Annotated in this window: 8 protein-coding genes; 2 read left to right on the top strand and 6 right to left on the bottom strand. The window is 66.9% G+C overall.

Going from position 1 to position 11677, the window contains the following annotated elements; all coding sequences use genetic code 11:
- Window positions 1–1403 precede the first annotated feature (1403 nt).
- Window positions 1404–1790: a cell division protein SepF gene (locus tag Ssi02_RS24290; RefSeq protein ID WP_204029575.1), complete on the top strand. Its 387-nt coding sequence runs from the start codon at window positions 1404–1406 to the stop codon at window positions 1788–1790.
- A gap of 87 nt (window positions 1791–1877) precedes the next feature.
- On the opposite strand, the gene Ssi02_RS24295 is transcribed toward Ssi02_RS24290, so the two are convergent.
- From Ssi02_RS24295 to plsX, 6 genes are all read right to left on the bottom strand, one after another.
- A complete protein-coding gene (locus tag Ssi02_RS24295) occupies window positions 1878–3179 on the bottom strand; it encodes a hypothetical protein (RefSeq protein WP_204029871.1) in 1302 nt (433 codons plus the stop codon).
- Window positions 3180–3494: 315 nt separating this feature from the next.
- A complete protein-coding gene (locus tag Ssi02_RS24300) occupies window positions 3495–3920 on the bottom strand; it encodes an SRPBCC domain-containing protein (protein WP_204029577.1) in 426 nt (141 codons plus the stop codon).
- On the bottom strand, window positions 3917–4222 hold the full coding sequence (locus Ssi02_RS24305) for an ArsR/SmtB family transcription factor (protein WP_239129516.1): 306 nt from the start codon (window positions 4220–4222) through the stop codon (window positions 3917–3919). The genes Ssi02_RS24300 and Ssi02_RS24305 overlap by 4 nt, the downstream gene beginning before the upstream one ends.
- 187 nt (window positions 4223–4409) lie before the next feature.
- Window positions 4410–6134 carry an arginine--tRNA ligase gene (gene argS / locus Ssi02_RS24310; RefSeq protein WP_204029581.1) on the bottom strand — a complete coding sequence of 575 codons (1725 nt, stop codon included), beginning with the start codon at window positions 6132–6134 and terminating at the stop codon, window positions 4410–4412.
- Window positions 6135–6220: 86 nt separating this feature from the next.
- On the bottom strand, window positions 6221–8623 hold the full coding sequence (locus Ssi02_RS24315) for an HAD-IC family P-type ATPase (protein ID WP_204029582.1): 2403 nt from the start codon (window positions 8621–8623) through the stop codon (window positions 6221–6223).
- A gap of 52 nt (window positions 8624–8675) precedes the next feature.
- Entirely contained in the window at window positions 8676–9719 is a 1044-nt protein-coding gene (gene plsX, locus Ssi02_RS24320; RefSeq protein ID WP_275410741.1) for a phosphate acyltransferase PlsX, read from the bottom strand.
- A gap of 485 nt (window positions 9720–10204) precedes the next feature.
- Here plsX and Ssi02_RS24325 point away from each other — a divergent pair, with 485 nt between their 5' ends.
- Complete coding sequence (locus Ssi02_RS24325; protein ID WP_204029584.1) at window positions 10205–11527, top strand: KamA family radical SAM protein; 1323 nt, start codon at window positions 10205–10207, stop codon at window positions 11525–11527.
- The last annotated feature ends 150 nt before the right edge of the window (window positions 11528–11677 follow it).

Consider the following 11677-nt stretch of genomic DNA (forward strand, 5'->3'; position numbering starts at 1 on the left):
TGGTTTTGTAGCGGCTTGGGTTATTGGTTGTGAGGTTTGGGGTGTTTCTGGTTTGTGGTGAAGGGCCGCTCTGGTGAGTGGCCCTTTTTGTGTTTTCGGGGGTCTGTCGATGGTTGCGGCCTGGTGTTGTTGAAGAGGGTGTCTTCGCTTTGTTGGAGGGGCGCTGATGGATGAAGAGTCGCCGGTGGAGTGAGGGCTCCACTGGTGGCTCTTCTTGTGTTTCTGAGCGTTTGATGAGTTGCCGGCCGGTGTCTTTGTTGTCGAGGCTTGGCTTGGTAGGTGGTTCTTTTGCTGCTGGCGTGGGGGTTGGGGCTGGAGGCGTGAGACGGGCGGGTTGATGGGTTTTTGGTGCACGGGGTGCCGTTGCGGGAGCGGTTGGGGGGCAGTGGGTTGGGGGGCAGTGGGTTGGCGGTTGTCTCCAGCTGCAGCTGGGCGTCGGCGTCGGCATCGAGCTGGCGTGGGTGTGGTGACGGTCCGGCTGGCCCTTTTCTGTTTGGGGCTGCCCTCGTGGGGTCGGCATGTCTGTGTTGTGGGTTCATGGTGTGCTGTGTGCTCTGAGGGATTGGTGCTATAGCTCCTTAAGTGTGCTTGTGTTTGACCGTCCCTCCTTTTGTGCGTTCCAGTGTGTTCGCTTGGGTGGTCCGCATAGTGAGAGTGTGCGTTTGTTTATGTCCTGAGGGTGTGCCGCTGGTAACCGCCGGGGCTAATTTTGGGGGTTGCTGCAAACCAGGTCGTGCCCGCCTGGGATGATGGTGTGGGGCTGCGGGTGGGGGAGGCCCTTCGATTTCCCCTGGGGGGCTTTGATCTGGGGTTTTGAGTTGGATTTTTCTGTCGTTGTGGCGTCGTGTTCGCTTTCCTCTGCGAGGCGCTGCTCGGGGGTAAAGGCGGAAATCGCGATGTGCGACTGACTTGGCATGTTCTGTTCATCTTGATCGAGTCGATCTATATCGCGGACGTCGCTCTATAGGATGAATAGTGCTCGCGGCGCGAGAGAAGCGCCATCGGTTGTGACACGGTTGTGAGGCAGGCACGAAGCCGTGGTCGTCGCTCGGGCAGCCCGCCGTCGGCACGGTCCGGGCACGGTCCAGGCGTGGGGTGGTGACGAGCTGCTGCGACCGGCGCGCACGGCCCTCAGGGGCTTGATCAGGGTGAAGTTCAGGGCCGCGAGAGGTGAGGAGAGGCTCAAAGAGGGGAAGGGTCAAGAGGATCTGGCGAAGTACTGGATCGTTCTTGGGAGCACCTAACCCGGGGAGGGTGAGGTTAACCAGGTGAAACTAGGGCGCTAGCCGTACAAACTGGAAAGGGCACTGGGCGTGTCGCATGGCGAACTCCGAATCGTCGGTTACCGTCCAATGTGTCGGGACAAGCCGAATGCGGCGAGTTCCTGAGGAAAGGACAAGCCGATGGGGGCAGTGCGCAAGGTTGCCAGTTACCTTGGTCTGGGCGACGTTGATCATTACGACGATGCCTATGACTATGAGGGCGCTGACTATGAGGAGTGGGCGCCGGCCTCTGAGCGTGCCGCCAAGCGGTGGGGTGGCGAGAGTGCGCCGAACCGGATCATGGTGATCCAGCCACGGCAGTACAACAGTGATGCTCCGTTGATTGGGCGGCATTTTCGTGATGGGCAGGCGGTGATCATGGATGTCTCAGACATGTCGACGCCTGATGCGACCCGCATGGTGGACTTTGCGGCCGGGTTGGCGTTCGGTTGTGAGGGACGCATTGATCGCATCGCGGAGAAGGTGTTCCTGATCGCGCCGGCCAGCATCGAAGTCGACTCCGTTTGAGGCTGAGCGCCCCTTAGCCCATCCTGCTGCTCCGTGCCTCCGCCCGATCAGGTCGGGCGGGGTTCGCTTGTGGGGCTCCCCCAACCCTCAGGCGGCCCGCGGGCCTCGGCGCAGCAGGCGGTTCAGCTCCGTCAGCTCCTCGGCCGCCGTCGTCGCCCGCTGCTCAGACTCGCGGGCATATTCGTGCAACGCCCAGACCGCTCCTTGAGCCTGTTCGCGGAGTTCGGCCACTTGAGCATTGGCGTGTTCGGTGGCGGCGATCGTGTGTTTGCGCCTCATCCACAGCCTGTGGACGCCGAGGGCCAGGAAGAGCACCGCGGCGAGGGCGAGCGGCCAGGTGACGACGAGCCCGGCGACTATTGCGACGGCGGTGAGCGCCAGCAGGGCGTAGGCGAGCCAAGGGGGTCCCTGCCTAGGGATGTTCTCGGTCTTCACCTGTTGTTCCGCGGCGCGCAGGGAGTCCAGGTCCGGACCTTCCGGGCGAAGCAGCACCCGGAGCCCGAGCACAGGCAGCGTGACGGTCGAGGGCGGGGGCAGGCTGGATAGCCGTTGTTGTTCCTCGGCGACGGTACGGATGACCGGTGTCACGACATTGACGGCTATGGCGGTGAGGGTGGGGTCGGCGCCGGGGCGAAGATCGTCGAGCAGGTGGCCGACGAGGGGTGTCCCCGCGGCCTCCTTGTCTTCCCCGTTGATCAGGGCGCGGATCACCGCCAGGGGCTCGTCGTGAGCCCACGTGGCGGGAGACTGGGCGGTCCTCTCGGTGGCCCGGCGGGTTGAGGTGATTTCCACACACCTGGCCATGAGCCGGCTGAGGCGGGCGGATGCCTGGGCGGGGATCGCGAGATCCGGGATCTCTGCCAGCTCCGGATAGTCGGCCAGCGACGGCGGCACCACCGTGGCCGGTTCGTCTGGGATGAGGGCTTGGAGCCACTGCTCCGGGGTGGCCTGGTCGGCCACGGCGACGCCGTCCAGTTTGCGGAGCACGAAGATCTTGCCGGCTGGGCCGTACGCCCCCTTGGCCGCGGCGATCCACAGGGCGCGCTGCCCGAGTGTGACCGGAGTGTCGGCGGCGAGTGTGCCGAACGCCATGCCCAGCCAGGAGGCGTGGATGCGGTCGCCGTGGCCGGCGACGGCAAGCGCCAGGCAGAGGAAGAGGGCTGTGCGGCTTTCGTCGCTCTGAGCGGCCTTTGCGAGGTCGGGGAGTGCGTCTTCGCCGTGGAGGAGAGCGGCCAGCGCCGAGGCGGCCGGGAGGAACCAGGAGTCGGTGCTGTCACTGGCGCCGGGCGGTGGCGCGGTGACGATGCCGCCGGCGGCGAGGGTGGCCAGCAGCGCCTCAGCGTAGCGCTGTAGCTCCGTCGCGGCGTGGGGGCTCGCGGTTAGGTCCATGCTCAAGCGGAGAACTCCCCGAAGACGTGAGGAGTGCACACCCCTACTCAAAACCCTCGCCGGTCTACTCTTCGGCCGGCACCGGGGGCGCGCACTCCAATGACCGCGCAAAGCCTAACCCGAGGAGGCACCATGTGTGAGGTAGGCACGCCCAGAGGTGGACATGTCCGGAGCGCCTCCCAGATGGCCGCGCTGAGCCCAATCAACACCCGCGGCGTACGGCACGAGCCGGGCAGTCGTTTCCCGTGGTCAAGGGGTGAGGCATAGGTGCCGGCCTGGTTCCGCCGACCTGGTTCCCTCCAGGAAGATCGGGGTTCACCCGAGCAGCGTGTGCAAAGCTTCCAGGCAGGCCTGCCAGCCCTTCGTGACGCCGTCGGCGGTGGTGGGGTCGGTGAGGATGTGGATGAACACCATGCGGCATCCCCCACCCTCTCCGGGGTGAAGCTCGATCCTGAGGTGGTCGTCGTATTCCCGCTCCTTGCCCTCGATGTCGTGCTCGTCGAACGCGAACAAGCTCGGTGGGTCAAAGTCGGTGACCGTTCCCGTGAACGTGGTGCCCTCACCGTCGTCGAAGATCAGTTGGCCTCCCACCCAATGGTCCACGTGGGTGACCGTCATCGGATACCACTTGCTGAGCTGGGCGGGTTCGGTGATAGCCGTCCAGACTCTGGCCTGGTCGTGGGCGAGGTGGCGTTCGAAGCGCAGGGCGGGGCGGCCGTTGACGGTGACGAGGTTGCTCATGGGTTTTCCTCCAGGTGTTGTTCGAGCAGGTCGAGGTGGGTGTTCCACAGCTCGCGATAAGGCGTGAGCCAGGCGTCGACCTCGGCGAGTGGCTCCAGCCGCAGTTCGTACCACCGGCGTTGGGCCTCGGGGCGGACCGTGACGAGTCCGGCGGCCCGGAGCACTCGGAGGTGCTTGGAGACACCGGGTTGGCTCGTGCCGAGTTCGGTGACGAGCTCGCCGACGAGCCGGGGGCGGATCCGCAGCAGGTCGAGGATGCGACGCCGGGTGGGGTCGCTTAAGGCATCAAACGGCATGACCACGACACTAGTATGCGAGTCTGGTTATATAAACGCAAGGGCATCTAGCGTGGTGAGGGACATGAAGCGACCCCGCATTCAGGCGGGGTCACAAGGGGAGGCAGGCGCCAGAACGACAACGGAGCCCAAGGAATGCCCTGGGCTCCGAGCCGTCACGGAAGCCGGGGCCGCCAAAGCCCCGGAGGTGATGTCACATGCGCTCAGGCACCGGCACCCCAAGCAGGGTGAGGCCGGTTTCGAGCACGTTCAACGTGATCGCGCACAAGGCCAGCCGCGAGGCCAGCACGTCGGCCGGCGGCGGCGGCAAAATGATCGGGCACTGGTCGTAAAACGAAGTGAACGCCGTAGCCGTCTCAAACAGATAAGCGCACAGCCGATGCGGCTCCGCCGTAGCCGCCGTGTGCTCCACGGCCTGGCCGAAGCCGAGCAGCTGCAGGGCCAGGGCACGCTCCGCGGGCTCGCCGAGCTTGATCGGGCCCTTGGCCGTGGCGGGGTCGACGTCGGCCCGCCGGAAGACGGACTTGATCCGGGTCGTCGCATATTGCATGTAAGGCCCGGTGTTCCCCACGAAGTGGACCATGCGCTCGAGATCGAACACATACTCACTGTCGTGGCTGACCGACAAGTCGGCGTATTTGACCGCGGCCATGCCCACCGCCTGGGCGATCACCTGCTGCGTCTCCTCGTCGTAGCCGCGCTCGGCGATCGCGGTGGCGGCGCGGTCGACGGCCTCGGTGAGGAGGTCGTTGAGCTTGACCGACTCTCCGGACCTGGTGCGGAACCGGCGGCCGTCCTTGCCCAGCATCATGCCGATCTGCACATGCTCGGCCGACACCTTGTCCGTTAGCCAGCCGGCCTCGCGGGCGGCGGCGAAGACCATCTGGAAGTGCAGGGACTGGTCGGCGCCCACGACATAGAGGATGCGGTCGGCCCCGAGGTCGCGGACGCGGTAACGGATGGCGGCCATGTCCGTCGTGGCATAGCCGTATCCACCGTCGCTCTTGCGGATGATCAGCGGGAGGGGCTGGTCGTCGCTGCCGGTGAAGCCGGGCGGGAAGACGCAGAGGGCGCCGTCGCTGATGCGGGCGTGGCCGGACTTCTCAAGGTCTTCGCAGGTCTGGGCGAGCATCGGGTTATACATGCTCTCGCCCGCGATGTCCTTGTCGGTGAGCGTGACGCCGAGCATCGCGTAGATCTTGTTGAAGTAGCGGATCGTGGCGTCCATGAAGACGTGCCAGAGCCGCATGGTCTCGGCGTCCTCGGCCTGCAGGGTGACGACACGCAGCCGGGCCCGCTGCTGGAAGCCCGGATCGGTCTCGAACTTGGCGCGGGCGGCCTTGTAGAACTCGCTGCCCTCGCCGGCCTCCAGCTGGGCGATCGCGGCGGGCTCGCCGACGTCGAGCAGGTGCTCGATCAGCATGCCGAACGGTGTGCCCCAGTCGCCGAGATGGTTTTGCCGGATGACCTCGTTGCCGAGGTGCTCAAACGTGCGGGCCAGCGAGTCGCCCACGATCGTGGTGCGCAGGTGGCCGACGTGCATCTCCTTGGCGGCGTTTGGCGCCGAGTAGTCGATGACGATCCGCTGCGGCGGATTGCTGTGGCCGACTCCGGCGCGAGGGTCGGTGAGCAGCGTCTCGGCCTGCTCGGTGATCCACTCGTCGCTCAAGGTGAGGTTGATGAAGCCAGGCCCGCTCACCTCGACGGTGCCGGGGAAGTCGAGGTGGTCGACGATGGCCTGGGCGACGTCCCGCGGGGCTCGTCGCAGGCGCTTGGCCAGGCTCAGCGCGACGTTCGCCTGGAAGTCGGCGAACTGCGAGGACCGGATCAGCGGGTCTGCGTCGGCGTGCTCGGAACCCAGGGCGGAGGCCATCGCCCGCTGAAGGAGTTCGGTGAGCACAAGCTGCGGGTTGGTCATGCCGTCAAGGGTATCGGCTCTCCGCTCACCGCACCCGCGCGTGCCGGGCCGCCCGGAGCACCCGGTCGGCAGTATCGGCTCCCCGCTCAGCGCACCCGTTCAGGAGCCGCCGGCCGCGGCGGCGGAGGCGGCGGCTCGGCGGGCGGTTTCTTTCGGTGGGTGAAGGTGACGGCGAGGGTGAGCACGGCGGCGGCGAGCACCCCGAAGCCGACGGCGGTGAGATCGTTGATGGCGTTGCCCGGCTGGAGGGCGAACAGGGCGCGGGTCGGGGGCAGTGCCATCGCCAGCGCGAAGAGGCCGACCATGCTCGCGACGAGGATGACGCGCCACCAGGTCATCCGCCCGTCGGCGATGTAGGGACGGGCGACCAGCACCAAGACCCACCAGGTGGCGACGAACAGGGTGATGACCCCCGCCGTGCGCGCGAAGGTCAGATCCGATGAACTCGACTGCGCCAGGGCGAACGACGCGAATGTCGCGATCGCGCACGCCACTCCTGCGGGTACGGCGAGGCGCAGCACACGTGGCACAAAGCCTGTGCGTGCGCGCTCGTAGCTCGGGGCGAGGGCCAGGAAGAAGGCGGGGATGCCGATCGTCAGCGCGTTGACGAGCGTCGAGTGCCGGGGCGCGAAAGGGAAGGCGAGGCCGACGACGCCGGTCAGCAGGGACAAGACGATCGCGTAGAAGGTCTTGGTGAGGAAGAGCCCCGAGACCCGCTCGATGTTGGCGAGCACCCTGCGCCCTTCGCCGACGACGTGCGGGAGGGTGGCGAAGCTGTCGTCGAGGAGCACGACCTGGGCGACGGCCTTGGTCGCGCCGCTGCCGGAGCCCATGGCCACGCCGAGGTCGGCGTCCTTCAGGGCGAGTACGTCGTTGACGCCGTCGCCGGTCATCGCCACGGTGTGGCCGCGCGATTGCAGGGCGCCGACGAACAGGCGTTTCTGCTGCGGGGTGACACGTCCGAAGACGGTGTGCGTTTCAAGGATCTCGGCGAGCTTGTCCTGGTCGTCCTCGGGGAGGGTGCGGGCGTCGACGGCGCGGTCGCCGCCGGGCACGTTGAGTGAGGTGGCGATGGCCGAGACGGATTCGGGGTTGTCGCCGGAGATGATCTTGAGGGTGACGTTCTGCCTGGCGAAGTAGGCGAGGGTGTCGGGGGCGTCGGGACGGATGCGCTGGCTGAGGGTGATGAGGGCGGCCGCATTGAGGGGGCCGAGGTCGTCGGGGCGGGCGAGCGCGCCGTCCCCGACATGGCAGAGCGCCAGCACACGGAGGCCGGTGGCGGCCAGGTCGGCGGCTTTGCCGTACCCGGGAGTGCCGGGTTCGAGAAGGATGTCGGGGGCGCCGAGCACCCAGGAGCCGTGGGTCTCGAACTCGGTGCCGCTCCATTTGCGGGCGGAGGAGAAGGGCACGCTGGCCCGCGCGATCCAGCCGGGGGAGTCGGGGTAGCGCTGCCGCACCGCGAGGGCGGTCGCGTTGGGGCGGGGGTCGGCGTTGGCGAGGGCGCCGAGGGCGTCGGGCACGGGCAGGTCGTCGTCGAGGACGATGACCTCGGAGAGGTCCATGCCGCCCGCGGTGAGGGTGCCGGTTTTGTCGAGGCAGAGCACGTCGACGCGGGCCAGTCCCTCGATGGCGGGGAGCTCCTGGACGAGGCATTTGCGCTGGCCGAGGCGGACGACGCCGACGGCGAAGGCGATGCTGGTCATCAGCACGAGGCCCTCGGGGATCATCGTGACAATGCCGGCGACGGTACTGGTGAGGGCCTCGTCGAAGGTGGTGGCGCGGTTGAGCTGGCTGTAGATCAGCAGGAGACCGATGGGGATGACAAGCCAGGTGATGTACTTGATGAACTTGTTCACGCCGTCGCGCAGCTCGGAGTGCGCCAGGGCGAACTTGCTCGCCTCCTCCGCAAGCTTCGCGGCATATGCCTCTTTGCCGACCTTTGTCGCGACATAGATCCCGGTGCCTGCCACGACGAAACTGCCCGAAAGGACGGCGTCGCCGGGTTGCTTGTGCACCGAGTCGGCCTCGCCGGTCAGGAGCGACTCGTCGATCTCCAGCCCCGCCGACGAGGTGACCTCGCCGTCGACGAGCAGGCGGTCGCCCGGTCCCAGCACGACCAGGTCGTCCAGCACGACCGTGCGCGGGGGGATCTCCAGCTCCGCTCCGTCGCGGCGGACGCGGACGGGCGCCTCGCCGACGACGGCGAGCCGGTCGAGGGTGCGCTTGGCGCGCAGCTCCTGCACGATGCCGATGGCGGAGTTGGCCACGATGATCAGGCCGAACATGCCGTCCTGCCATTGGCCGAAGACGAGGATCAGCACCCACAACACGCCGATGACGGCGTTGAACAGTGTGAAGACGTTGGCACGGATGATCGCCGACAACGACCGGCTGGATCTGCGGGGCAGATCGTTGACCTGCCCTAGAGAGACGCGCCTCGCCACCTCACCGGCGGTGAGTCCCGCCGTCAGCTGCCCCTGGGTTGCCACACCTACTCCCCCTGCGACCGTCACCGACTATTCAGCGTACGGCCGGATGAGATCACCAGAGCCGGTGAGGCCGATGTGTGGCGGCGATCCGCTCGCTGATCCGGGTGACAATTCCCTGACGTACAAGGGTGGCGGCGACTTCGCACGCGGCGCTGACGCCCGCGGCCTTGGACGCGCCGTGCGCGATGACCACCGTGCCGTTGAGGCCGAGGAGTACGGCACCGCCGTATTGTTCGGGGTCGAGCCGCTTGTGGAGTTCGCGGATCCGGGAGCGCTGGAGGAAGGCGCCGAACCTGGCGGTCCTGCTGGTGGAGATCGTGTCGCGCAGCTCGCCGAAGGCGTAGCGTACGGTGCCCTCCATGGTCTTGAGCGCGATGTTGCCGGTGAAACCGTCGGCCACGATGACGTTCACCGCTCCGGTGAGCAGGTCGTGGCCTTCGATGTTGCCGGCGAAGTCGATGCCGGGGGCGGTGGAGAGCAGTTCGTTGGCGCGTTTGACGGTCTTGTTGCCCTTCTCGGCTTCGGCACCGATGTTGAGCAGGCCCACCTTCGGCCGCCGGATGTCCAGCGCGGTCTCGGCGTAGGCGACCCCGAGCTGGGCGAACTGCACCAGCATCTCGGGTTTGACCTCGGCGTTCGCGCCTGCGTCGAGCAGGACGGTCGGGTGGGGCAACGTCGGCAGCGTGACGGCGATGGCGGGCCGCGGCACGCCGGTCAGGCCGCGCAGACGCAGCCGTCCGGTGGCCACGACGCCCGCGGTCGAGCCGGCCGACACGACGGCGGAGGCGTCGCCCCGCCGCACCAGGTGGCAGGCGACCGCGATGCTGGAGCGGGGGCGGCGCAGGCTGGCGAGTGCGCCTTCGTGCATGGCCAGGGCCTCTTCCGCGCGCACGATGGGGATCTCGGCCGCGGCGTCGTGGCGGGTGAGGGCCTCGTGGAGAAGGCGGGGCGCGCCGACGAGCACGACGGAGAGGCCCCTTTCGCGCACGGCGTGCACGGCTCCGGCGACGATCTCGTCGGGGGCGTGATCGCCACCCATGGCGTCGAGTGCGATCGGCGCCTGGCGCGAGCCGGTGCCATCCTCGTTGTCAGGCAATCAGCCACCTCTGATGGGAAGCGAGCGTATCCATCCCGCTCCGCACCTGGGAGGGCGGTTCGGTGGACCCTGCGACCGTTGGTCGTGCGGTCCGGTCGGCGCCGGTCGCGCATCCCGGGGTGGTCAGGGTGATGGGAAATGCTCAGTCTCTCCGCATCGTAGGCAGGACGCTACCCCAGGTTGACCAGTGGGTAGCCGGAGACATGCTTCGATTCCCGCGCCGTGAGGTCAAAGGTGCGAGGGACATAGCCGGATGTCAGGTGTGAAGGCGGCTTCTGAGGGCAGGGAGCAAGGCGGCATGTGGGGGGTGACGTGAGGAAACCTCACTTAACCCGTTATTGACCAAGGTTTTGGACAAATGACCAAGGGCTGACCTGGTGCGGGAAGCGTCGGGGGAGCGGTACCGTCCGGGTATACGGGCTTTCTGCCTCACAACATCATCGAAGGGTCTATATCAGGCGAAAACCGCGAAGGGGACGTACCTAGTGATCCTTGATCAAAGGGGGGAGCGCCGATTTCGGGCGTACTCCACGAAGCATCTCGACGAGCTTCTTCAGCGTGCCGGCCTCGGCGATGAAGAGCGACTCCGGATCCGAGCGGTGGCGACCGTGTTGCCGTTCCGTACCAACTCCTATGTTGTGGAAGAGCTGATCGACTGGTCCCGGGTCCCCTCAGACCCGATCTACCGGCTCGTCTTCCCCCAATCCGACATGCTGCCCGAAAGCGACGTCATACGACTCGCCACCCTTTTGCGCGACGGAGCCGCCCCGGCCGAGTTGCGTACGGCGGTGCACGAGGTGCGCATGCGACTCAACCCCCAGCCCGCAGGTCAGCTTGACCTCAACCTGCCCTACCTTGACTCGCAGCCGATGCCCGGCATGCAGCACAAATATCCCGAGACGCTGCTCTACTTCCCCAGACAAGGGCAGACGTGTCACGCCTACTGCACCTACTGCTTCCGCTGGGCGCAGTTCGTGGACGAACCCGAGCTCAAGATGGCCTCGGGCGACGTCGAGAACCTCGTGGCCTACCTCCGTGCCCACCCTGAGGTGACCAGCGTCCTGCTGACCGGTGGCGACCCGATGATCATGAGTGGGTCGGTGCTGGCACGTTATATCGAACCCCTGCTGGCACTCGACCAGCTCGAATCCATCCGGATCGGCACCAAGTCCCTGGCCTACTGGCCACAGAGATTCCTCACCGACCCCGACGCCGACGAGACCCTGCGGTTGTTCGAACGTGTGGTGAAGAGCGGCAAGAACCTGGCGTTCATGGCGCACTTCTCGCACCCACGCGAGATGGAGACCGACCTGGTCGAACGGGCGGTGGCCGCCCTGCTCGGCACCGGCGCGGTCATCCGCACCCAGGCGCCACTGATCCGCACGATCAACGACCACCCGGACACGTGGTCGAACATGTGGCGGCACCAGGTCAGGCTGGGCATGGTGCCCTACTACATGTTCGTGGAACGTGACACCGGCCCGCAGGACTACTTCGCGGTGCCGCTCGCGCGAGCCTACGAGATCTTCCAGCGCGCCTACTCCGGCGTCTCCGGGCTGTGCCGTACGGTCCGGGGGCCCTCCATGTCCGCCACCCCCGGCAAGGTGTGCGTGGACGGCGTCGCGGAGATCGCCGGCCAGCGTGTGTTCGTCCTCCACCTCATTCAGGCCCGCGACCCCGAACTGGTGGGGCGTCCCTTCTTCGCCCGCTTCGATCCCCAGGCCACCTGGCTCACCGATCTCCGCCCGGCATTCGCGGACCGATTCCCCTTCGATCCCGCCGCCCCGGCGAGACGAATCTCCGCCTGATTTCACCGCGTACGGCGGAGGCCGCCGAGGCGCCTCCCGCCCCTGTGGCCGCCCTGTGCCTTCCGGCCGGGGCGGCCACGTTGCGGAAGATTGGCGGAGAGACGAGGAAAAGAGGGACCGGCATTTCTGTGCCGGTCTTTTTTCTATGCG

This window comes from Sinosporangium siamense (assembly GCF_016863435.1).
Taxonomy (GTDB): Bacteria; Actinomycetota; Actinomycetes; order Streptosporangiales; family Streptosporangiaceae; genus Sinosporangium; species Sinosporangium siamense.

Excerpts from the sequence above, each read along its gene's own strand:
- Ssi02_RS24290 (WP_204029575.1), top strand. The coding sequence starts at position 1,404 with ATGGGGGCAGTGCGCAAGGTTGCCAGTTACCTTGGTCTGGGCGACGTT.
- Ssi02_RS24295 (WP_204029871.1), bottom strand. The coding sequence starts at position 3,179 with ATGGACCTAACCGCGAGCCCCCACGCCGCGACGGAGCTACAGCGCTAC.
- Ssi02_RS24300 (WP_204029577.1), bottom strand. The coding sequence starts at position 3,920 with ATGAGCAACCTCGTCACCGTCAACGGCCGCCCCGCCCTGCGCTTCGAA.
- argS (WP_204029581.1), bottom strand. The coding sequence starts at position 6,134 with ATGACCAACCCGCAGCTTGTGCTCACCGAACTCCTTCAGCGGGCGATG.